Source organism: Nocardia sp. NPDC041819 (assembly GCF_055590505.1).
Genome location: NZ_JBVJAP010000010.1, coordinates 42,062 through 64,094 on the forward strand (window position 1 = coordinate 42,062; position 22,033 = coordinate 64,094).

Annotated in this window: 22 protein-coding genes and 1 pseudogene; 9 read left to right on the forward strand and 14 right to left on the reverse strand. The window is 67.8% G+C overall.

Going from position 1 to position 22,033, the window contains the following annotated elements; translation table 11 throughout:
* Window position 1: 1 nt before the first annotated feature.
* The 6 genes from ACZ6DL_RS25455 to ACZ6DL_RS25480 form a co-directional block, all read right to left on the reverse strand.
* A complete protein-coding gene (locus ACZ6DL_RS25455) occupies window positions 2-1,264 on the reverse strand; it encodes an FAD-dependent oxidoreductase (protein WP_466054754.1) in 1,263 nt (420 codons plus the stop codon).
* Window positions 1,252-2,178, reverse strand: coding sequence for an MBL fold metallo-hydrolase (locus ACZ6DL_RS25460; protein WP_466054756.1), 927 nt, complete (start codon window positions 2,176-2,178; stop codon window positions 1,252-1,254). The genes ACZ6DL_RS25455 and ACZ6DL_RS25460 overlap by 13 nt, the downstream gene beginning before the upstream one ends.
* Complete coding sequence (locus tag ACZ6DL_RS25465) at window positions 2,175-3,113, reverse strand: aromatase/cyclase (protein WP_466054758.1); 939 nt, start codon at window positions 3,111-3,113, stop codon at window positions 2,175-2,177. The genes ACZ6DL_RS25460 and ACZ6DL_RS25465 overlap by 4 nt, the downstream gene beginning before the upstream one ends.
* A 67-nt stretch (window positions 3,114-3,180) precedes the next feature.
* Complete coding sequence (locus tag ACZ6DL_RS25470) at window positions 3,181-3,435, reverse strand: acyl carrier protein (protein ID WP_466054760.1); 255 nt, start codon at window positions 3,433-3,435, stop codon at window positions 3,181-3,183.
* Complete coding sequence (locus ACZ6DL_RS25475; RefSeq protein WP_466054762.1) at window positions 3,432-4,670, reverse strand: ketosynthase chain-length factor; 1,239 nt, start codon at window positions 4,668-4,670, stop codon at window positions 3,432-3,434. Before ACZ6DL_RS25475 ends, ACZ6DL_RS25470 begins: the two co-directional genes overlap by 4 nt.
* Window positions 4,667-5,935 (reverse strand): beta-ketoacyl-[acyl-carrier-protein] synthase family protein, encoded by a 1,269-nt coding sequence (locus ACZ6DL_RS25480; RefSeq protein ID WP_233061157.1) that lies wholly within the window; start codon window positions 5,933-5,935, stop codon window positions 4,667-4,669. Before ACZ6DL_RS25480 ends, ACZ6DL_RS25475 begins: the two co-directional genes overlap by 4 nt.
* 199 nt (window positions 5,936-6,134) lie before the next feature.
* On the opposite strand from ACZ6DL_RS25480, the gene accA reads away from it, so the two are divergent.
* Window positions 6,135-7,826, forward strand: a complete 1,692-nt coding sequence (gene accA, locus ACZ6DL_RS25485; RefSeq protein WP_466054764.1) for an acetyl-CoA carboxylase carboxyl transferase subunit alpha — start codon at window positions 6,135-6,137, stop codon at window positions 7,824-7,826.
* Between the two features lie 10 nt (window positions 7,827-7,836).
* Entirely contained in the window at window positions 7,837-9,186 is a 1,350-nt protein-coding gene (locus tag ACZ6DL_RS25490) for an acetyl-CoA carboxylase biotin carboxylase subunit (RefSeq protein ID WP_466054767.1), read from the forward strand.
* Window positions 9,187-9,240: 54 nt separating this feature from the next.
* Here ACZ6DL_RS25490 and ACZ6DL_RS25495 read toward each other — a convergent pair whose 3' ends face one another.
* Window positions 9,241-10,110: an AfsR/SARP family transcriptional regulator gene (locus ACZ6DL_RS25495; protein ID WP_466054769.1), complete on the reverse strand. Its 870-nt coding sequence runs from the start codon at window positions 10,108-10,110 to the stop codon at window positions 9,241-9,243.
* Between the two features lie 818 nt (window positions 10,111-10,928).
* Between ACZ6DL_RS25495 and ACZ6DL_RS25500 the strand changes: the two genes are divergently transcribed.
* Window positions 10,929-11,339, forward strand: a complete 411-nt coding sequence (locus ACZ6DL_RS25500) for a hypothetical protein (RefSeq protein ID WP_466054771.1) — start codon at window positions 10,929-10,931, stop codon at window positions 11,337-11,339.
* A gap of 193 nt (window positions 11,340-11,532) precedes the next feature.
* On the opposite strand, the gene ACZ6DL_RS25505 is transcribed toward ACZ6DL_RS25500, so the two are convergent.
* Window positions 11,533-12,309: an SDR family oxidoreductase gene (locus tag ACZ6DL_RS25505; protein ID WP_466054773.1), complete on the reverse strand. Its 777-nt coding sequence runs from the start codon at window positions 12,307-12,309 to the stop codon at window positions 11,533-11,535.
* 322 nt (window positions 12,310-12,631) lie between these two features.
* On the opposite strand from ACZ6DL_RS25505, the gene ACZ6DL_RS25510 reads away from it, so the two are divergent.
* Window positions 12,632-13,156, forward strand: coding sequence for a flavin reductase family protein (locus ACZ6DL_RS25510; protein WP_466054775.1), 525 nt, complete (start codon window positions 12,632-12,634; stop codon window positions 13,154-13,156).
* 135 nt (window positions 13,157-13,291) lie between these two features.
* On the opposite strand, the gene ACZ6DL_RS25515 is transcribed toward ACZ6DL_RS25510, so the two are convergent.
* From ACZ6DL_RS25515 to ACZ6DL_RS25525, 3 genes are all read right to left on the reverse strand, one after another.
* Window positions 13,292-14,155 carry a helix-turn-helix domain-containing protein gene (locus tag ACZ6DL_RS25515; RefSeq protein ID WP_466054776.1) on the reverse strand — a complete coding sequence of 288 codons (864 nt, stop codon included), beginning with the start codon at window positions 14,153-14,155 and terminating at the stop codon, window positions 13,292-13,294.
* 157 nt (window positions 14,156-14,312) lie between these two features.
* Window positions 14,313-15,044: an SDR family oxidoreductase gene (locus ACZ6DL_RS25520; protein WP_466054778.1), complete on the reverse strand. Its 732-nt coding sequence runs from the start codon at window positions 15,042-15,044 to the stop codon at window positions 14,313-14,315.
* The gene (locus tag ACZ6DL_RS25525; RefSeq protein ID WP_466054780.1) at window positions 15,041-15,352 is read right to left on the reverse strand and encodes an Atu4866 domain-containing protein; all 312 of its coding nucleotides are present in this window, start codon (window positions 15,350-15,352) and stop codon (window positions 15,041-15,043) included. The genes ACZ6DL_RS25520 and ACZ6DL_RS25525 overlap by 4 nt, the downstream gene beginning before the upstream one ends.
* Window positions 15,353-15,922: 570 nt before the next feature.
* Between ACZ6DL_RS25525 and ACZ6DL_RS25530 the strand changes: the two genes are divergently transcribed.
* Together ACZ6DL_RS25530 and ACZ6DL_RS25535 are read left to right on the forward strand one after the other, a co-directional pair.
* Complete coding sequence (locus tag ACZ6DL_RS25530) at window positions 15,923-16,873, forward strand: NADP-dependent oxidoreductase (protein ID WP_466054782.1); 951 nt, start codon at window positions 15,923-15,925, stop codon at window positions 16,871-16,873.
* Window positions 16,870-17,802: an NADP-dependent oxidoreductase gene (locus ACZ6DL_RS25535; protein ID WP_466054784.1), complete on the forward strand. Its 933-nt coding sequence runs from the start codon at window positions 16,870-16,872 to the stop codon at window positions 17,800-17,802. The genes ACZ6DL_RS25530 and ACZ6DL_RS25535 overlap by 4 nt, the downstream gene beginning before the upstream one ends.
* On the opposite strand, the pseudogene ACZ6DL_RS25540 reads toward ACZ6DL_RS25535, so the two are convergent.
* Both ACZ6DL_RS25540 and ACZ6DL_RS25545 read right to left on the reverse strand, forming a co-directional pair.
* A pseudogene (locus ACZ6DL_RS25540) lies at window positions 17,736-18,169 on the reverse strand (transposase); the annotation flags it as partial. The gene ACZ6DL_RS25535 and the pseudogene ACZ6DL_RS25540 overlap by 67 nt on opposite strands.
* Before the next feature lie 2 nt (window positions 18,170-18,171).
* Window positions 18,172-19,098 (reverse strand): AraC family transcriptional regulator, encoded by a 927-nt coding sequence (locus ACZ6DL_RS25545; protein WP_466054786.1) that lies wholly within the window; start codon window positions 19,096-19,098, stop codon window positions 18,172-18,174.
* 128 nt (window positions 19,099-19,226) lie between these two features.
* Between ACZ6DL_RS25545 and ACZ6DL_RS25550 the strand changes: the two genes are divergently transcribed.
* The gene (locus tag ACZ6DL_RS25550; RefSeq protein ID WP_466054788.1) at window positions 19,227-19,919 is read left to right on the forward strand and encodes an NAD(P)H oxidoreductase; all 693 of its coding nucleotides are present in this window, start codon (window positions 19,227-19,229) and stop codon (window positions 19,917-19,919) included.
* A 315-nt stretch (window positions 19,920-20,234) separates the two neighbouring features.
* Window positions 20,235-21,077: an SDR family oxidoreductase gene (locus tag ACZ6DL_RS25555; protein ID WP_466054790.1), complete on the forward strand. Its 843-nt coding sequence runs from the start codon at window positions 20,235-20,237 to the stop codon at window positions 21,075-21,077.
* 267 nt (window positions 21,078-21,344) lie between these two features.
* Here the strand turns inward: ACZ6DL_RS25555 and ACZ6DL_RS25560 are convergent, their stop codons facing one another.
* The gene (locus ACZ6DL_RS25560) at window positions 21,345-21,731 is read right to left on the reverse strand and encodes a DUF6463 family protein (RefSeq protein WP_466054792.1); all 387 of its coding nucleotides are present in this window, start codon (window positions 21,729-21,731) and stop codon (window positions 21,345-21,347) included.
* 11 nt (window positions 21,732-21,742) lie between these two features.
* Between ACZ6DL_RS25560 and ACZ6DL_RS25565 the strand changes: the two genes are divergently transcribed.
* The gene (locus ACZ6DL_RS25565) at window positions 21,743-21,937 is read left to right on the forward strand and encodes a hypothetical protein (RefSeq protein ID WP_466054794.1); all 195 of its coding nucleotides are present in this window, start codon (window positions 21,743-21,745) and stop codon (window positions 21,935-21,937) included.
* The last annotated feature ends 96 nt before the right edge of the window (window positions 21,938-22,033 follow it).

The window sequence follows — 22,033 nt, forward strand, 5'->3', positions numbered from 1 at the left end:
TTCAGTTCTCCCTGAGTTTCGTGCGGGCCGAGGCGGTTTCGGTCGAAGTGACCGCGGGCGGCACCGGCTCGGGGCGGACACCGAGGCCGATCACCCGGGCCACCAGCCGGGGCAGGCGCGGGAAACGGCGGAGCAGCCGGACCAGCAGCGGGCTGTCGGTTCCCGCCCGTCCCGCGCTGGGATAGAGGTCGGCCAGCAGATGCAACTGCGCGAATTGCACCACGCGCATGGGGAATTCGCGGCGGCGCTGGATGGCGCACAGCTGGGCTGTGGTCACAGTCGCGCCCGTGGTGAGAATCGGCGCCAGCAGCCGGGCGGCCGCGATGGCATCCTGCACGGCCAGATTGATCCCGACTCCGCCGGCCGGGGACATCGCGTGCGCCGCGTCCCCGATCGCCACCAGCCCCGGCCGGTACCAGCGGCGCAGCCGGTCCACCCGCACGTCGAGCGGCTTCACGTCGCTCCACTCCGAGATCTCCGCGTCCAGATACGGCGCGAGCGCAGGATAGATGGCGGCCAGATCCGCGCGGAACCGCGCCAGCCCCGCGGTCCGGATGGTCGCGAAGCCGCCCTTCGGAATCATGTAGGCGACCTGAAGATAATCTCCGCGATCGATACAGACGATGAAGAACCCTTTCCCGCTGCGCACGGTGGGCAGGCGTTCGCCCTCGGGTTTGCTCACCCGGAACCACAGCACGTCCATCGGCGCCGCGCTGGCGGCGACCTCGAGCAGGCCCGACCTGCGCACGATCGAGTGCCGTCCGTCAGCCGCGATCACCAGGTCGGCGGTGATCCGCAGGGGTCCGTCCGGGGTCCGGGCGCGTGCGCCGACCACCGTGCCGTCGCGCTCGACCAGCTCGGTGACCTCCGCCTCCTGGACGAGGCGAAAGCCGGGGTAGCGGCGGGCGGCCTCGGCGAGGAAATTCAGCACGTCCCACTGCGGCATGAACGCCACGAACGGAAAAGGCCCTGGCAGAGCGCTGAAGTCCGCGAACACCACCGGACCGGTGGCGGTCGCCATCGGCAGCTGGGGTAGCTCGACATGCGGCAGCGCCAGGAACTCCTCGGCCAAGCCGAGTTCGTTCATCGCCAGCAGCGTCGAGGTGTGCACCGTGTCGCCGCGGAAATCCCGCAGGAAATCCGGATGCTTCTCCAGTACGAGCACGTCCACGCCGGAGCGCGCCAGCAGCAGTCCCGTCATCAGTCCGGCGGGGCCGCCGCCGATCACGCAGACCCGCACCGATACGGTGCTCAGGCCAGGCACGCCGGCACCTGCCCGCCGTTGTAGAGCACCATCTCGTCGAAGATCGCCAGCACGTCCAGCGGCTCGCCGAGCCGGCGGCCGGTCAGTTCCGCGTCCGCGCGATACAGGTTGCCGACCAACCGCTCCTGATCGACCAGTTCGGCGAACTCGCCGTGGTCGGCCTCCAGCGCGGTCGCCAGCGGCGTCAGACCGAGCGCGCGTCCCTGCGCTGCCAGATCCTGTACCCAGCGCAGGTACCGCAGCGTCTGGTCGAAGATCTCCGGCCCGGTGACCGGGCCGTGCCCGGCGACGACCGTCTCGGCGCCCAGCGCGGCCAGCCGCCGGACCGCCGTGATCGAACCGCTGATCGACCCCATCAGGCAGAACGGCGCCGCGCCCGCCATCACCAGGTCCCCGGCGAACAGCACGCGCTGCTCGGGCAGCCACGCCACCACATCATTGGTGGTGTGCGCGGCGGTCCCGAAGTGGATGAGCTCCACCCGGCGCTCGCCCTGGTGCAAGGTGAGGTGATAGCTGAACGTGATGCTCGGCAACGTGACCCGCGCATCGCCCCATTCGACGTCCGGCCACAGCTTGGTCAGCGCCAGCCCGGTCTCGATCATCTCGGGCCGGATCCGGTCGTGGCCGATAACGACGGCGGTCGGCCCGAACAGGTGGTTGCCGAAGTTGTGGTCGCCGTGGTGGTGGGTGTTCACGACGGTGCGTGCCGGGCCGGTACCCAGCCCGTCGACGAACTCGACAAGGGCCCGGGTGCGTGCCTCCGTCGCCAGCGTGTCGATCACCACCGCGCCGTCCGGCCCGGTCAGCACCCCGGCGTTGCTGACACACCAGCCGCCACGGCTGTGTGTGTAGGCGTAGACGCCGTCGGCGACCTCGTGCACGCGCGGTGTGGCCGCCGTGTCGGTGGCTGTCATGTCGGCGACTTCGTCGTCGCGGCGTAGCGCTCCGCGCACCGCAGCGTATTGCGGCTGTTGCTCGACAGCGCCTCGGTGAGATATGCGCGGGCGTCGGCGAGATCGGTGGTCGCACCGAGTATCTCGCGCGCGGCCGCCGGATTGATCGCCACGGTGTGCCGTGCGGTCACCATGGCGCCGTCCGGCCCGTCGGCGAATTCCCAAGCGCCGCTGTGGCCGAACAGTATCGCGGGCGGAACCAGCTGCTTGTAATCGATCCGATCGCCGGGGAAGCACACCCGGATCGACCTGGTGGTGTGCGCAATCCCGCCCGCGGTCACCGTATCCATCTCCATCAGCTGCACGCCCTCGGCCTCCTCGGTGAGCTCGATGCGGCCGACGTGCGGCACCTGCTCGGGCCAGCGTTCGCTGTGGTAGACGAAGTCGTACGCCTCGGCGGCCGAGCACTCCAGGGGCACCGTGTCCTGGAAGGTGTGGATCACCTCTTGTACCGGGTGGCCGAGTTCGGCGATGCGGGCCAGCGCCGCGAGCTCGGTCTCGCTGTTGCGGTCCACCGACGCGGCGACCTGCTCGGGTTCGACACCGTCCACCACCGTGAAGTGGTGATCAAGCGTCACTTTCGTCGTGCCGGGACCGATCTCGCGGAACGACCAGCCGCCGCCCATCGAGGCGATCGGCGCCTGGCTGCGTTCCTGCTCGAAGACGATGCGGCGCTGCCCGGCGTCCAGTACCCGCCGCGACGTCCAGTTCTTCACCGCGCCACCCACGATCGCCCACAGCCGGAAGCGCTCCTCGTCCGGCCCGCGGTGCAGGTGGCGCACCAGCACACTCGGCTCGAAGATCACCGGCCATCTGGTCACGTCGGCGACCAGGTCGTAGACGACCTGGGGCGCGGCGTGCACCACCTTGGTGTGGCTCATCACGCTGGTGTTCATGCTCTGTCCTCCTCGGCGGGTGCGGGCCTCGCGTGGTCACACGCGCTGCCGCCCTCGGGCCTGACGCTCACGCCGCGCCCCGCAGCTGGGCGTTCACGATGTCGACCAGCTCTTGTGGCGTCTTGACCTCGATGAGCTGCTCCTCCGGGATCGTGACGCCGAAGTCGCGCTGAATCCGCGCCGCGGTCTCGATGAGCGCGAGCGAGTCGTAGCCCAGCTCCTCGAATTCCGCGGCGGCGATGTCGCCGTCGAGTTCGGCGAGGTCCTCGCCGCCCGCGCAGTCCACGAGAATCCGGCGTAGTTGGGTGATGGTCATGGTCATGATTCGCTCCCTGGGAGTACTCGGTCGGATACGGCGCGCACGACGACCGCGGAGTTGAAGCCCCAGCGCCCGCGGGCCAGGACGAGCGCACCGCCGACCGTGGCGGTGCGCGGGGCGCCGAGGACCAGATCGATCCGGTAGTTCTCGGCGAGCGTGGTGGTGTGCGCGGTCGGCGGGATGACCGAGTCGCGCATCGCCAGTAGCGCGGTCACGATGTCGAGCGGGCCCGCGCCGGAGAACAGGCGCCCGGTCAGCGGTTTCGACGCGGTGACCGGAACGCCGCCGGGCCCGAACATCGCCTCGATGGTGGCGGCCTCGTCGCGGTCGCGGTCGGGTATGCCGGAGGCGTCGGCGAACACCACATCGATGTCAGCGGGCGTCATCCCGGCGTCGGCCAGCGCGAGCTCGGCGGCGCGGCGCAGACCCGACGGGCGCGCCGAACCGGGCGTCGGATCGAATGTCGAGGCGTATCCGGCGATTTCGCCGTACACCTTCGGAACACCACGAGCCCGCGCCGCGGCGGCGTCCTCGACCACCAGCATCGCGCCGCCCTCACCGGGCACATACCCGGCGGCGGCGGCGTCGAACGGCAGGTAGGCGCGTTCGGGGTCGGTCGCGGTGCTCACCGCACCGCTGGACACGTGCGAGGCCCAGCCCCACGGATCCAGCGCCGAATCGACGCCACCGGTGACCACCAGCGGCGTCCCGCGTCGCACGGTGCGGCGCGCGTGGCCGATCGCGTCCAGCCCGCCGGCCTGCTCGGCGACCAAGGCGCTGCTCGGCCCGCGCATGCCGTGCCGGATGGAGATCTGGCCGGTGTTCACCGCGTAGAACCACGCGAAGGACTCGTACACGCTGACGTGCCCGGAGCCCAGCGACCACAGCTTGTTGAACTCCCGGTGCGTGAATTCGAAGCCGCCGGAGGCGTTTCCGGTTACCACGCCCATGTCGTAGTCGGCCATCGTCGCGGTGTCGACCTTCGCGTCGTCCAGCGCCCACTGCGCGGCGACCAGCGCCATCCGGGTGGAGATGTCGGTCTGCGGCAGCAGTCGGCTCGGCAGGTGCTCGCCGGCGTCGAAATCGGTCACCTGGCCGGCGAGGCGCGCCGCCGAGCGGCTGGTGTCGAACCGGCTGAGCGGCGCGATGCCGCCGCGACCGGCCAGCACGGCATCCCAGAAACGCTCCACGCCGACGCCGTTCGGCGCGAGCACACCGATTCCGGTCACCAGCATCATGCCGCCACCGCCTCGGCCTTGCGCAGCACCATCGCGCTCTGGAATCCGCCGAACCCGCTGCCCACGCTGAGCACCGTGTTCATCCGGTGGTCCCGGGCGACCAGCGGAACGTAGTCCAGATCGCACTCCGGGTCGGGTTCGTGCAGGTTCGCCGTCGGCGGCACCACCTGGTATTCCAGCGCCAGCAGCGAGGCGGCGATCTCGACCGATCCGATCGCGCCGAGCGAGTGCCCGACCATGGACTTGATCGAGCTCATCGGCGTGGCGTAGGCGTGCGCGCCGAGACTGCGCTTCACCGCGGCGGTCTCGTGCCGGTCGTTCTGCCTGGTGCCCGAACCGTGCGCGTTGATGTAGTCCACGCCGGTGGGGTCGATCCTGGATTCGTCGAGCGCGACCCGGATCGCCTCGGCCATCTCGCGACCGTCCGCCTTGAGGCCCGTCATGTGATAGGCGTTGCAGCGAGTCGCGTAGCCGGAGATCTCGGCGTAGATGTGCGCGCCGCGCTTGCGGGCGCTCTCGTATTCCTCCAGCACGAACATCGCGGCGCCCTCGGCGAGGACGAACCCGTTACGCGAGTTGTCGAACGGCCGCGAGGCCACTTCCGCCTCGTCGTTGCGCGGTGTGGTCGCCTTGATCGCGTCGAAGCAGGCCACCACGATCGGTGTGATGGGGGTGTCCGATGCGCCCGCCACCATGACGTCGGCCGAGCCCTCACGGATCAGCTGCACCGCGTGCCCGACCGAGTCCAGTCCCGACGTGCACCCGTTGGAGACCATCGCCACGGGTCCCTCCGCCCCCACGCTCCAGGCCACCTCCGCGGGCATCACGCTGGGGATCATGTAGTCGAACATGTGCGGGGAGAGATACGTCTCGTCGACCAGCCAATTCTTGCCGGAGTCCGACAGCACCAGGTATTCACGCTCCAGGCTGGTGGCCGCAGCGACCGCACTGCCGAGGCTCACGCCGAGCCGGTGCGGATCGACCGCCGCGAAGTCGAGCCCGCTGTCGGCCACCGCCTCCCGCGCGCAGACCACGGCGAACTGCACCGCACGGTCCATGCGCCGAATCTCTCTGGGCGACAAACCTTCCCGCACCGGATCGAAGTCCGCTTCGCCGGCCACCTGGGACCGGTACGGCGAGGCGTCGAAGAACGAGATCCGGCGCGTCGCGGTACGGCCTTCCGACAAAAGCTTCCAGAACTCGTCCTTGCCCGACCCGCCGGGCGCGCGGACCCCGAGCCCGGTGACGACAACGCGGCGGCTCATCGCGTACCACCGGATGCTGTGGTGTTCATGGCGATTCTCCCTTCGATGGTGTGATCGAGCATCGAGGACGTCCCTCGAACATCGCTCGAGCGAACGAATCGAGTTGTTCTCGAGCGGCGGGGTGCACGCTGTCGTTGTGATCGCCCGGCCGGCGCTGCCCGGATCGATCACCCGTTCCCCGAGCAAGGAGACACGCGTGATGAAGTCAGCACACGGCCGAGATGGCGCCGCCGCGGACTGGGTGCTCTGCCCGGCATGCCTGATCCCGCTGTACGGCAAACGGTTCGCCCGCGACCTCGGCGTCTGCGGCGAATGCGGCAGGCACACGCCGATCACCGCCGAACAGCGCGTCGGGCAGCTCGCCGATGAGGGACGCTTCGAGCCGCTGCCGGTCGCTGCCACCGACGATGACCCGCTGACCTTCACCGACACCAAGTCCTACCGGGATCGGCTGGCCGCCGCGCGCGCCCGCACCGGGATGCACGACGCAGTGCTGTGCGCGCTGGCCGCGATCGAAGGCAGGCCGGTGGTGGTCGCCGCCATGGACTTCCGCTTCCTGGGCGGCAGTCTCGGCATCGCGGTGGGCGAGATGATCACCGCTGCCGCCGAAACCGCGCTGGTCCGGGGTATCCCGCTGATCATCGTCACCGCCTCGGGCGGCGCCCGGATGCAGGAGGGGCCGCTGTCGCTGATGCAGATGGCCAAGACCAGCGCGGCGCTGGAACAGCTGGACCGGGCGGGCATTCTCACCGTCAGTGTGATCACCGATCCCACCTACGGCGGCGTCGCGGCCTCCTTCGCCACCCTCTCCGACGTGCTGATCGCCGAGCCGGGTGCGCGTCTCGGGTTCGCCGGGCGCCGGGTGATCGAGCAGACTATCCGGCAGGAATTGCCGCCGAAGTTCCAGACCGCCGAATTCCTGCTGGAACGCGGGCTGATCGATATGATCGTGCCGCGCGCCGGCCTGCGGCAGGCGCTCGGCGCGCTGCTGCGGGCCGCGGGCCCGGTCGATCCGGCCGAGCCCCTCGTCCCCGCGGACGCGGGAGTGATCACCGATCCGGCCCGCGTTCCCGCGACCGATCCCTGGACGCAGGTCCGCCGCGCACGGGCGTCGCAGCGACCGACCGCGCTCGACTACTTCGCACTCGCTTTCGACGAGTTCCGCGAGTTGTGCGGCGACCGGATCTCGGGCGACTGCGCCGCGGTGGTGGGCGGAACGGCGTGGCTGGGCGGGCGACCGGTGATGGTGATCGGCCACCAGAAGGGACACGATCCGAAGGAGCTGATGGAACACAACTTCGGCATGCCGACCCCGGCCGGCTATCGCAAGGCTGCGCGGCTCATGCGGCTCGCCGAGAAGCTCGGGCTGCCCGTCATCACCTTGATCGACACGCCCGGCGCGTACCCGGGCGCGACCGCCGAGGAGCAGGGGCAGGCGATCGTCATCGCGGAGAACATTCGTTTGATGTCCGCACTACGGGTGCCGGTGATCAGTGTGGTGATCGGCGAGGGCGGCAGCGGCGGGGCTTTAGCGCTCGGTGTGGCCAACCGGGTGCTGATGTTCGCGAACGGGACGTACTCGGTGATCAGCCCGGAGGGTTGCGCGGCGATCGTATGGAACGACCCTGCCGCCGCGCCCCAGGCCGCGGCCGCGCTGGCGCTCACCGCGCGTGACCTCCTGCGTCTCGGGGTGGTCGACGCGGTACTGCCCGAGCCGGGTGACGACGTGGGCGCGGCTCCTGTGGCCGCGGCCGAGCAGTTGCACCGCGCTCTGGTCGCGACCCTCGGCGAGCTGGCAGGGCGCAGCGGTGCGGAGCTGGCCGACGAGCGGCGCGCCCGCTTCCGGCGGTTCGGTGCGCGGCAGCAGGTCCTGGTCCGATCGGTCGCGTAGGAGTAGCGCCATGTTCGAGAAGATCCTGATCGCCAATCGCGGTGAGATTGCGCTGCGTGTCGCGCGCACCTGCCGTGAACTCGGCCTGCGCACGGTGGCGGTGCACTCGGTCGCCGATGCCGACTCGACGGTGGTGCGTTTCGCCGACGAGGCGGTGCAGATCGGCCCGTCCGCGGCCAAGCGCAGTTATCTGAACGCCGCGGCGATTCTGGCCGCCGCCGAGCTCTCCGGCGCCGACGCGATCCATCCGGGGTACGGATTCCTGTCGGAGTCACCGGATTTCGCCGACGCCTGCCGCGCGGCGGGCGTCACGCTGATCGGGCCGCCCGCCGATGTGATGGCCCAGCTCGGTGACAAGCAGTCGGCGCGCACGCTGATGGCGAAGGCGGGACTGCCGCTACTGCCGGGCAGCCTCGATCCGCTCGAACTCGACGAGGCACACGCACTCGCGGATTCGATCGGCTTCCCGGTGATCATCAAGGCGGCGGCGGGCGGAGGTGGGCGCGGCATGCAGGTAGTGCACGAGAGTGCGGCGTTCCCGCGCGCCTATCAGGAGACCAGGGCGACGGCGCGGATGTTGTTCGGCGACAGCCGGGTGTATCTGGAGAAGTATCTCGCCGCGGCGAGGCACGTCGAGATCCAGGTGCTGTGCGACGGCCACGGCAACGGCGTGCACCTGGGTGAACGCGACTGCTCGGTGCAGCGCAGGCATCAGAAATTGATCGAGGAGTCGCCGGCTCCGCTGCTGCCGGAAGGTCTTGCCGACCGAATGGGCAGATCCGCCGTGAACGGTGTGTTGGAGGCAGGCTATACCGGTGCCGGAACCGTGGAATTCCTGGTCGATCAGGAGGGCAATCACTATTTCATGGAGGTGAACTGCCGGATTCAGGTCGAACATCCGGTCACCGAAATGGTGACAGGCATCGATTTGATCGCCGAACAGATTCGTGTTGCCGCAGGGCAACCTCTCGGCATCGTGCAGGAAGATATCGTCCTGCGCGGCGCGGCGATCGAATGCCGGATCAATGCCGAAGACCCTGCGGCCGAATTCGCGCCCGCCCCGGGAGTCCTGGCGGAATTCATGCCGCCGGGAGGTCCTTTCGTCCGCGTGGACACCCATGCGCACGTGGGTTATTCGATACCCCCGCACTACGATTCGCTGCTGGCCAAGCTGGTGGTGTGGGCGCCGGACCGCGACCGGGCGCTCGCCCGGATGCGGCGGGCGCTGGAGGAATTCCGGATCTCCGGCACCCGCGTCGCGACCACCCGGGACTTCCTGCGCGAGGTGCTCGACCACCCGGCGATGCGTGCCGCGACGCATACCACCGGATTGGTGGACGAGCTCCTCGGACGGGGATGAGCGCGCCGGAGGTTCGCCCGGGGCTCGGCTCGCGGCCGAGCTCCGCGCACGGCGTCAGGCGGTCTCGGCGGCGGCGGTGCGGTACTCGGGAGAGTGCCACCCGATCAAATAGCCGGCGTGGCGGCTGTTGAGCATCGCGCTCACCGAGACGTCGGAGGCGGCCAGGATGTCCTGGTGCAGCTTCTGCAACTTCTGGCACGGATCCAGCCCCAGCTCACCCTGCATGGACCTGCTGAACTGCTGATAGGCGGCCAAGGCGCGGGCACGCTGCCCCGAGCGGCACAGGGCGAACATGTAGTACGCCTGGAGCCGCTCGTGGAGCGGATGCTGCATGGCCAGCCGCGCCAGATCGGGGCACACCTCGCGATGCCTGCCCAGACGCAACTCCGCCTCGACGCGCAGCTCGATGTTGGTCAGCCGCAGATGATCCAGATGCGATATCTCGGCGGCGAGCGGGATGCCGGCCTCCACGTCCACCAGCGCGGGACCGCTCCACAGCGCCTCCGCCGCGCCGAACAGATCCACCGCCCGCTGGTCGTCGCCGGTCTTGGCGGCGCATCGGGCGGCTTCGGACATGGACCGGTAGTCACGCAGATCGAACACGCAGTCCTTGACGTCGAAGGAATAGCCCTTACTGCGGGTCCGGAGAAAACGTTCGGCCACCTCTGCCTGTCCCACCCCGAGCTGCGCCGCTATCTTTTTACGGATTCCGAGGACATAGGTCTGCACGACTGTCACGGCGCTGCGCGGCGGATCGTCGTTCCACAATTCTTCGATCAAAGACGTCACCGGAACCACGGTGTCGTGCCGGACCAAGAGTAATGCCAGCAACTGCCGCTGCTTCTGGGCAGTCGGTGTCGCGTTGTGATTATTGATAGCAAGCGTCAATGGACCGAGCACGCGGGCGCAAACTGGATACTTCACTGGGAACTCTCCTACGGGCGACTGTTTTCCCCCGGCCGATGTGAGATCTCGATTCCCACCGCTTTGTAGGCTCCGTCAACAGTAGCGAGAAATCCGTATCGACGCCATGAATCCTGAGTAATATCGGAGTTAACACGTGGCGCGGCCGTGGCGAATTCTCCTTTTTCGCAAGGAGATTCGCCCGTTATTTGCGCCCGGCTCGGTTGCGGCGAGTTCGCGCGTGCTCGCCCGGTTTACCGGGCAGGGTGAACTCGGTGGGTAGCCGCGGTCGACGTCTGCTGCCGGTGAGCCGCCCGCGTCACCCGCGATGTTGTCGGGTGCGTCGCCACTGCTCGATCGCTTGGCCGATGTCGGTGGTGGCGGGCACGCCGACCGCGTCAGCAAGCTCCGCACGCGTGGTGCGCGCCATGCCCGAGACCGGCGACCATGATCACGCCGAATAGCCTCAGGTGTACGCGCACCGCGCGCGATCGTCGGCCAGCACCGTCGGCGAACGCGCGCCCACGACATCCGACGTCCGCCACCCGTGAGCCGTGGTCGAGATCTACGTGCAGACATTCAACGCGCCGGTCGCTGGTGGGTGTTGGCTGGTCGAAGCAGACTCGATCGTCATCTATGAGCGTGCTATCGGGGTTGAGGTGGCTTTCACCGTTCCAGCAACCCTCCTTCGGCATTCACCGTCGTGGAAGCGCGTTTCAACGTAGGTTCGTAGCGGGCGATCGGCGCAAGTGGGCTGTCACCTTCACACCGGTGAGCGCCGCGGTCGCTTTCGATTCTGTTCCGTGATCTACTTCCGCTACCCGAGAGGACGAAGATCCATGGTGACTATCCGGAGCTACCGGCGCACTGCCCTCATCGTGACTGTTTTCTCAGGGATGGGGTTGGCCGTTGTCTCGGCCGCTGCTCCCGCTCTCGCCGACAACACCGTCGATATCAGTGGCGTCGGTCCCGCCAACGTGGGAGTCGACTACAGTTGCGATGCCTCGGCCGGAGTGGCCGGCATCAAGGCGATGGTCGGCGATCCCAATGCGGACAGGCCGTCAGCCACCGGCGCGCAGAACACCGTCATATGCGACGGAGCCCGGCATACCGCTGTGGTCCTCATGGTCGGAGCCGATGGGGAGGACGCGTCGCTGTCGGCGGGGCAGACAGTGCAGGTGCGGGTCGCGTTGGTCGATCGCGACGACGTGGTCGTTTCCGGCAAGGCCAACGTGTTCACCCTGGGGTAATGCCTACACCGTGATTGCGCTCGGCGGCGTTCGCCAACAGCCGGGTGCACGCCGCCGTCGCAGCCCGGTCGAGCAGCCTGTGACGAACCATACCGGCGTGTTGTCGATGTTCATGAGTGTCTCCGATGCGGTTGTTCCTGGGTTGGTGCGCGGTGTGCCGCCCTCCGCTGGTGAGAGGGCGGCACGGGTGGTCTCAGATGATCTGCGCGGTGGGCAGGATGGTGATCTCGGTGAGGTTGACGTGCTTGGGGACAGCGGCGACGAAGGCGACGGTCTCGGCGACGTCTTCGGACTGCAGGACGTCGATCTGGTCGATGAGATCGGCCATCAACTTGCTGGCGTCGGGGTCGGTGACGTGGTCGGGCAGCTCGGTGTCGACCATCCCGGGTTCCACGGTGGCCACCCGGACGTTCTTGCGGCCGAGTTCGGTGCGCAGCAGGCGGGTGAGTTGGCTGATGTAGGCCTTGGTGCCGGAGTAGACCTGGAACTTCTCGAGGACGCGGGTGGCCGCGATCGAGGAGGTGGTGATCAGGTCGGCGGGCTTGCCGTCGGCGGCGGCGTCGACGAGGGAGGTGACGAAGGCCTGGATGGTGTTCATCACGCCCTTGATGTTCAGGTCGATCTGGGCGTCCCAGTCCTGGACTTTCAGGTCCACGATCTCGGAGATCAACTGGACGCCTGCATTGGCGAAGACGAGGTCGACGGGGCCGAGTTCGCTGCGGATTCGGTCGGCGGCCGCCTGCAGGGCAGCGCGGTCGGTGACATCGGTGGTGACGGCCAGAGCGGTGCCCCCGGCGGCGGTGATGCGGTCGGCGGCGGCGCTGATGCGGTCGCCGCGGCGGGCGAGCAGGGCGACTTTCGCCCCGAGTTGGGCGAGTCGGACGGCGGTGGCTTCCCCGATACCGCTGGAGGCGCCGGTGACGACGGCGACGCGGCCGGAGAGAGGTGTTCCGCTGATGACCTGGCTCATGATGTTCCTTTCGGGAAGTGTTTTTCCGGTGTTCGGAAGTACGCAATCCATACTCGGCTTCAACGATGTGAGCTAACAGGTCGCAATCTGCATAGGAGCAGGGCACCCAGGTGTGTACTGGCCATATGTCGATTGCTCCGATCAAAACACCCCGGAACGGCGTGAGGGGGCAAGAATCTTCAGCTCCCGCATGTAAGGGGGTGCAGCAGAGCCACGCATAAGAACGTCGGACCCGGGAGGCTGGAGGTACTGAACCGCTATAGGAAAGGAAGGGCAACACGTGACTGCTCCGAAAGGTTTCACCGCATACCCGCTGTCGAAGGTGCACAGGCTGATCGAACCCGGGCCGGTGATCATGATTTCGACCTCGGATGGGCGCCAGTTCAATCTGATGACCAACGGCTTCAATATGCCGGTTCGGCACGGCGGTCTGATCGGATTCGTTCTAGGGCCATGGGACTACAGCTTCGAGGTCCTGCGTGATACGCGTGAGTGTGTGATCGCCGTCCCGTCAGCCGAACTCGCACAGCAGGTGGTGGATGTCGGCAATATTTCCGGCATGCAGACAGACAAATGGACCCGATTCGGCCTCACACCGATCGCGTCAACCGCTGTTGTCGCTCCCCTGGTGGCCGAGTGTTTCGCCAACATCGAATGCCGGGTGGTCGACGACCGCCTTGTCGACGACTACGGACTGTGGATCGTGCAGGCCGAACATGCCTGGCTCGACGAGTCGAGAAGAGGCACCGGAGAGATCCACCATCGCGGCGATGGAACCTTTTCCGAGAACGGTGGCTTCATCGACCTGCGCGATCGAATGACCAAATGGCCCTCGCTCATCGACTGATGCGATAGCGACGCTGATCTTTCTTCGAGGAAGCTTCGTAAGCCCCCACAGCGGCGCCGCAAAGTGGTGGCGGTCCGGGAGGGCCGGTGAGCGCGGGCGTCGACCCGCTTTCCGCCGGTTCGCCCAGTCGCCCGGTCAACCGCGATCGGGCATGCCGAGGTCCGAGTCCTGATTTTCGCGGTATCTGGTCGCGGAGAGCGATCCCAAGAGTTTCAGGGCGTGGTCACTCGGTGACCCCGGTTCGGCCTGATAGATCACCAATTGCTGTCCCGGCTTGTCCCGCACATCGAATGCTTGAAAGGTCAAGCTGAGGGTTCCGACCTCCGGATGCGTGAGTTCTTTCGCTTCCACCGTCTTACCCCGGACATGACCCTCTTCCCAGTACCGGCGAAAAGCTGGACTCGCCGCCGAGACTTCGTCCACCAACTGGTTCAGGCGAGCCCGGTCCGGCTCGTACCCCACCGCTAATCGCAAAGTCGCGACCGTAGCTTGTGCCGCACGGTGCCATTCGGCGTAGAAGTCCGCGCCGGCGGGGTCGGTGAACACCATGCGTACGAGGTTGTCCGCTTCGGCGAAGGGAGAGAACAGCGCCTCGGCCAGGCGGTTGCGAGCCAGAATGTCCAGCGTCCGATTCAGCACGAACGCCGGTGTCGAGGCGTAGGTGTCCATCAGTTGCAGAAGCGTTGGGCTCACCGGTTCCCGGCCGCTTGTTCCTTGGGAAGCCGGTACCAACCGGGCCAGCCGATACAGATGCATCTCCTGGTCGGCATCCAGCCGGAGCGCGCGCGTGAGCGCGTCGAGCACCTGGGCGGACGGGTTGCGTTCACGGCCCTGTTCCAAACGCGTGTAGTAGTCCGAACTCAGCCCGGCGAGGAATGCGACTTCTTCCCGTCGCAGGCCCGCGACCTTGCGAACGCCGTATGTCTGGACCCCGACTTCCTCGGGGGATACCTGCGCGCGACGCGACCGGAGGAAATCTCCGAGTTCAGTGGACGACATACTTCGAGCGTAGTGCCGAAGCCCTACCCGCTGGGTGGGTGCAATGCACCCACCCGACCGCGCGGGGCATCCGAGCCGCCGGTGCAAACCCCTGCCCCCCGGGGATGCGGTGGCCGTTTGCGCGTCAACGGCCACCGCACAACCGTGTCGGAGTCGGCTACTGCGCGCTCGCCGCCGGACGAACGATGATCTCATTCACGTCCACCTCGGCCGGTTGACCGATGGCGAAGGCGATAGCGTCCGCGACAGCCGAGGCCGGAATTGCCACTGACCGATAGGTCTTCATCTCCTCACGAGCTTCGGCATCCGAAATACTCTCTGCCAATTCGGATTCGGTGACACCAGGAGAAATCGTCGTGACGCGGATATCGCCCGATGATTCCTGGCGCAATCCCTCGGATATCGCCCGCACCGCGAACTTCGTCGCGCAGTAGACCGCCGCGGTGGGGACGACCTCGTAAGCGCCGACCGAAGCGAGGTTTACGAAGTGCCCGCTGCCCTGCGCTTGCATGATCGGAAGCGCGGCGGCGATGCCGTGGAGCACTCCGCGTACGTTGACATCCAGCATGCGGTTCCATTCGTCGACCTTCAACGCGCTCAACGGCGACAGCGGCATGACTCCCGCGTTGTTGACCATGACCTCGATTCGACCGAAATGCTCCTGAGCGACGTTCACGAACGATTGAACATCACGCAGGTCGGTGACATCCACACTGCGGCACGCCGCCCGCCCACCACCGGCGGTGATCTCACCGACAAGGCGCTCCAGCCGGTCGGTGCGGCGCGCGCCGAGGAACACTTCATGCCCGTCGGCGGCCAACTTTCGCGCAGTGGCTTCTCCGATGCCGCTGCTGGCCCCGGTGATCACTACGGCCTTGCTCTGCGTCATGATTCCTGGTCCTCTCGATATAGGACGAGGTGCTCGTGGTAGAGCACTCCGTCACGGATATCACCTGTGGCGCTGAATCCCAGGTCATCGATGTAGTCCAGGTGATTTCCTGTCACCTTGTAGCGTCCGGTGTATGCGCTGCGACGCGAGCCCCTGGCCTCGTCATAGCGACCATCCGCACGTAATTCCTGCCGAATGTGCCCATCGGCCGTAACCCACATACCGACGACATCTGGCCTGTCCACTATTGCCCGATCCATCCCGATCCCTCTCGCGATTGCACAAGCCGATTCTGGCTGGTTCCCCATCGGGTAAGCAGGCCGCAACTCGCCTAGGTGCCGCACACCCAGCAAGCCGCGCCAGAAGCAGACGCGACGTCATCGGAAAACGAGCATCGATTCATCCCCCGGACTTCGCTACGCCAGTGCCGTGCACCCAGCATCCGAGGGACATGGACGCGGACACACCCTGGAAGCGCAGGAATCCGCACGCCGATCCTCGACGCATTCGATCCGCCCGCTCGTTGGCGTCCAGCTTCGTTCGGGCGGTTGCCGGACGCCGCAGCGGGTTACTTGGTTGCCATATCACCCAAACATCGATACTTTGTGGACACATCACCAAACTCGAGAGGCGGACATGGCGGGCACGTCGATCTTCCTGAGCAGCAGCCTCCCGGGCCAAAACGGGGAAGCGGTGGGGCACTGGGTCCACGAGATCGCCGCGACGCGCGGTGCCGCCGAGTTCGGGCTGGTCGACGTCGCCGACTACCAGTTGCCACGTGGGCGTGGCGGCTGCCCCGGCGCCGAGGCGGTACATGTGTATGCACTCGGTGCTGTGGCGGCTCGGCGCGCTGCCGTGCGCGAGGGGAGGTGACCACCATGCCCAGAGCAGTGCGGTTCTCCCGCTACGGCGGTCCCGAGGTCCTCGAGATCGCGCAGGTCGACCGACCCCATGCTGCGCGCGGCCAAGTGGTGGTCGACGTCGTCGCCGCAGCCCTCAACCCGGGCGAGATCGGCATCCGGGAAGGTGTATTCGCCACGATCTGGCCCGCCCGTTTCCCCGAGGGCCAGGGCAACGACTTCGCGGGACGGGTCGCCGAGGTCGGCGACGATGTGACGGGGTTCGCCCCCGGCGACGATGTCCTGGGCTTCGCGCCGCGCGCGGCGCAGGCCGACTTCGTGGCCACTGGTCCCGGCGCGCTCACCGCCAAGCCTGCCGGGCTCGGCTGGGCGGAAGCGGCGAGCATCGCGGGTGCCGGGGCGACCGCGTGGGCAGGGGTCGAGGTGGTCGCGCCATGTCCCGGCGAGACGGTCGTCGTCTCGGCCGCAGCCGGCGGTGTCGGCGTGCTCGCCGCCCAGCTGGCCCGGCTGCGCGGGGCCACGGTCATCGGCACCGCGAGCGAGAGGAACTTCGGCTTCCTGCGCAGATTGGGCATCGAGCCGGTGGCCTACGGACCTGGACTGGCAGACCGGTTGCGCGCGGCAGCGCCGCAGGGCATCGACGTCTACCTGGACACCTTCGGCGCGGGCAATGTGGACACCGCCATCTCGCTGGGCGTCAGACCGGACCGAATCAACACCACTGCCGACGGCCGGGCGGTGCAGCGCTACGGCGTGCACTCGGCCGCGCAGGAGCAGGCCGACGACCCGGCGATCTGGGCTCGCCTGGCCGCCCTCGCCGCGAAGGGCGAGATAACCATCCCGATCGCCGCCGTCTATCCCCTCGAGCGCGTCCGCGACGCCTACCGGGACCTGGCGACCCGGCACGTCAGCGGCAAGCGCGTCCTGGCGATCAAACCGCTGCCCGACTTCCGAGGAGACAACCGATGAAGGCGCTGCTGGCCCGTTCCTACGGGCGACTGGACGAACTCGAAATCGCCGACGTGCCCCGGCCGGAGCCCGCCGCGGGGGAGCTTCTGGTCCGAGTCCAGGCCGCCGCCGTCAACCCCATCGACATCGCGCTGATCACCGGCACGTTGAAGGACAAGCTGCCGGTGGCGCATCCGTTCGTCCCCGGCGTCGACGTCAGTGGCGTGGTCGAGAGCGTCGGCGCAGGCGTCGACCGCTTCCGGGCCGGGGACGCGGTGATCGCGTGGAACGGGGTGCCCTCCGGCGCCTTCGCCGAATACGCCTTGGTGCGCGCGGACGATTCCGCCGCGCTGCGCCCGGCGTCACTGGACCCCCGCCACGGGGCCGCGCTGCCCACCGGGGCGCTCACCGCGTCTGCGCTGCTGGACGAGGCGAAGCCCGGGTTGCCCGGCTGGGTGCTGATCGTCGGCGCCACCGGCGGTCTCGGCAGCTACGCGGTTCAGCTCGCCAAACAGGCCGGCGCCACCGTGATCGCCACCGGCCGCGACGGCGACATGGGCTACCTCGAGAGCCTCGGGGCGGACGGCGTGATCGACTACCGCACCGAAAACGTCGCCGAACGCGTGCGGGACTGGACGCCGGGAGGCGCAGACGTGGTGATCGACCTGGCCCAGGCGGGCCCCGCCCTCGCCGGCGCCGCGGCGGCCGCGAAACCCGGCGGCCTGCTGGTGTCCCCGCTCGGTGGGCCGCCCGCGTTCGATCGGGACGTCCGCGCGGTCTACACCGGGACGACCACTCCGGCCGGTCGGCTGGCCGAACTGGCCGCGCAGGCCGCCACGGGCGCGCTGCGGGTCGAGATCGGCGCGGAGTACCCCTTCAGCGAGGCGCGACAGGCACTGCTGGACTTCGCAGCCCAGCACGTCCGCGGCAAAGTCGTCGTCACCTTCTGAACCGTCACGGCCTGCTCGGTGGGGAAATGTCCCCTGGCCTTGATCGCGCGCCGGTAGCGGGCGTTGAGCGACTCGATCGCGTTCGTCGAGCAGATCACCCGGCGGATCTCGAGGTCGCGTAGTCGAGGAACGGGACGAATTCATCCCACGCGTTGTTCCAGAGCCGCACGATCGCACCGTATTTCGTGCCCCACGTCTCGCTGAGTTCGTCCAGCGCGAGCACACTCATCCAGAAATTCGCGCCCTCGCCACCGGTCCGGGCCCACAACCCGAGGATGTCCTTCTCCCCGTTCACCATCACCCCGATCGCGGCATAGATCGGGCGGTTGGCGACCTGACCATCTCGGATCTTCACACATCTGGCGTTTGTCATTTCGATGTGGCGCGAAACTCGCTCGGACGTACGCCCCGGCGCCGTTTGAATGCCGCGCTGAAACCGAAAGCATCCGCGTAGCCGACGGCCTTCGCCACCTGTGCCACGGTGAGGGTGCGGTCGGAGAGCAGTTCCTCCGCATCGTCCATCCGGCATTCGGTGAGATACGCCAGTGGCGACTGGCCCATCACCTCGGTGAAACGCCTCGCGAACAGTGCCCGCGACACGCCCGCCGCGGCCGCCAGGGACGCCACGGTCCAGCCGGCGGAGGGTTGCCCGTGCATCGCCTCCAGCGCAGGCCCGACCACCGGGTCGGCGGGTCCGCGATACCATCCCGGCGCCTCGGCGGCCTCCTTTTCGAACCAGTCACGCAGTGTGCACACCAGCGCCCAGTCGAGCAGGCGGTCCATCAGCGCCTGGGCTCCGGCCGGCCGCGCGGCCGCGTCCGCGGCGACGGATTCCATCCAGGCGCATACCTCCACGTCGTCCGACACCACCAGAACGGGTGGCACCGCGCGCAGAAGCTGTTCATGACGCCGGCCCGAGGCCCGATAGGCACCGACGATCAGAGCCGTCTCGCCGGCCGGGTCGTTACCCCACCGTCCGCCTTCCAGACCGGCCTCGCATTCCGCATCCGCCGCGAAGCAGGCGACCTCGTATTCGGCGTGCGGCAGGTCGGCCGAATCAGGTCGGTCCGCGAGGAGGAACGGTTCGGGACCGCGCACGATCGCGGTGTCTCCGGCCGAGATCCGTTGCTGCGCACCGCCGGAAAGCAGCAGCGTGCCACCTCCGCGCAGCACCGTCACCATGGTCAACGGCGCACGGTCGGCGAAGCGGATGGTCCACGGCGCCTCCAGAACCGCGTGGGTGAGTACGGCTCCTTCGGCACGAATGCCACCCAGCAATTTACTCAAAGGATCCACGCCATAAGCGTAGACGAACTCCTATCGAATGTAGATCTTTACCCATAGATCGTCCACCGGATCGGGTGTGGAATACAACTCGACCGCACAACCGATCGTCCGGATACCGGACCGCTATGGAGGACCACGTGCCGAGCAACTCCATCGAAGACGCTTCGACCACTCCCACCGCGCTGGTCGTAGTCGCCCACCCCCGCCCCGACTCACTGACCGCCCATATCGCCGCGCTGACCGTCCGCAGACTCACCGCCGCGGGCTACCGGATCGACCTGCTCGATCTGCACGCCGAGGGATTCGATCCCCGCATGACGGCAGCCGACCTACCGGACTGGAACAACCGAGACAAGACCTACTCCCCCGAGGTCGAGAACCATATGCGGCGCATCCTCGCCGCCGATGTCATCGTCGCGGTGTTCCCGGTGTACTGGATGCAGGTACCCGCGATCCTCAAAGGCTGGATCGATCGCGTGTGGAACTACGGATTCGCCTACGGACGCAGCAAACCCCGGCTCGCGGGCAAGCGGATGCTGTGGCTGGGCCTGGCCGGCGCGGCGGACGACGACGGAGTCGTCGACCTCATGCAGCAGGCACTGAGTTCACAACTCGACGACGGAATCGCCTACTACTGCGGCCTGACACAGTCGACGGTGGGACTGCTGCCAGGAGCCGAAGAAAAACCGCAGCGCCTGGACGCCGACGGCAATCTGCTACTCGACAACGCGCTCACCAGCGCCGCGCGCGACGCCCATTTCGCCGCGCTGGAAGACCGGGCCCTGCGCTTCGTCGACGAATTCCGCGCCGGCGATCGGGTACCGGCCTGAACCTCGACACAAGATGAAGAGCGACGCGCCTCACCGCCGCATCGGCGCTGATCGATGCATCGGACCTCTGCCCGGTGACCGGTGGCGACCACCTCCCGAGTTGCTCCATCCCACGACGTGAGCGCGCCGAGCCGCCCCGGGGCGCAGCCGGTGGACGACGCGCCCGCGCCTCGGCATACGGCGGCGGCGCAGTTCCGGGAAAACGGTCGCGCGGTGGTGGATCGGGTGGCGGACCAGGTACCGGGGCGACGACATCAAGCGCCCGCATCGGCTGACAGGATGGGTTGATCAGCATTCACACCGGAGAGGGCGCAGATGACCATCCTGGTAACCGGGGCCACCGCAAACATCGGCCGCAAGGTCGTCGACCACCTGCTCGCCCTGGGAGCCACCGACATTCGCGCGCTCACCACCAACCCGCGGAAGGCCGCACTCCCCTCCGGGGTGCGGGTGATCGAGGGTGACTTGCGGCGACCGGAGGCCTTGGCCGCGGCGTTCGCGGGTGTGCAGCGGATGTACCTGGCACCGGCACCGGACAGTGTCACCGAGGTGCTCGCGCTGGCCTGCGCAGCCGGCGTGCGGCATGTCGTCGACCTGTCCGGTGAACCGGAGAGCTGGTGGGGCAGTGTCTGTACGGCCGTCGAGGACAGTGGCCTGGCCTGGACCCACTTGTGGCCCGGCGATTTCATGGAGAACACCATGACCTGGTCGCACCAGATCCGCGAATCCGGCTCGATCCGGGAGCCGCGGCCCCACGCGGCGAGCGCGCCCATCGCCATGGATGATATCGCCGCTGTCGCCGCCACCGCCCTGCTGACCGACACCCATCTCGGCCGCGCGTTCCCGTTGGCGGGGCCGGAGATCCTCACTCGCGCCGAGCTGGTCCGGCACCTCGCCGACGCACTCGGCCGCGACATCGTCCTGCACCGGTCCTCGCGCGAGGAGACCATCACCGCCCTGGCCCCCACCATGGGCGACAGCGCGACCTGGTATGTCGACAACGTTCTCTGCGGTTTCGACCCGGACCCCGCGACTCTGCCCATCACCAGCGTCCGAGACATCACCGGCCGTACCGCGACGACGTTCGCTCGTTGGGCCGCCGCCAACGCCCCGCGCTTCACCGCCGACCGAAACCCCGCAACGAGAAGAAACGTGTGAGATCGGCAGTGATGTCCGAGACCACCACCAGTCGACGACTGGACAGTCCCGGGCGAGCCCGCCGGTGTCTGTCCAGTCGCTCTCACGGGATCACATCACGGTGCGTTCGGGCCCACTCCGGAGCGCGTCGCCATCACGGCTTGGTGGCCCACAGGATGACGTTGGTCGAAGAACTTCGCGTTCCACCCGATGTCGTGAAAACCCAATGCATTCAATAGGTTCGTGATCTGCTGTGGCGATTCGAACGCGCGCTGCACGGCCACCCACTCAGCTGAGTGCCGTCGCCGTATCGGATGAATTCGCTCCTCTCGCCGAGACCGTGGGGACGCGGCGGTGGCGCGTCCATCCGCGGACGCCGATGGCCAGGGGTACCAGGACGGTGAGGAACCCGGACACCGGCTCGAACACGAGACCGAACGCGGTGAGAAGAGCGGTTGCGGCGAGGATCGGTGCCGGCACGTAGCCCCGGGTTCGCTCCGTGTCGATCACGGCGATGCCGAAGCAGATGGCGGCAACTCCGAACGCGGTGAACCAGAACGAGAGCTCGGCCTGCTCGTCACCGGTCGTCCATATGGCAACCCCGAGCGCCGTGTGGGCTGCTCCGATGAAGGCGAGCAGGGCGCCCGTAAACGGAAACCGAGTTTTTGAATACATATTCCGAAACCTTGCCTCGAGCTGGACCGCGTGGCAAGACCCCGGCGATTCACCGTGATCAGGTCCTCGACGCAGCGCGCGATCTGCTCGCCGATCCAGCGACGACCAGGCCGAGCATCGCCGCGATCAGCGCTGCCTCCGGCATCCACACCGGGTCGATCTACATGCGCTCCGCCTCCCGCGAAGAGTTGCTCGCCCGGTTGTGACCGCCAGGCCGAGGTCCCCCTCCGCCGCGCCGGTCGCCGACTGCCACTCCGATTGCCGTCTGGCAGCGCAGATGTCTCTGTCGCGACGTACGATCC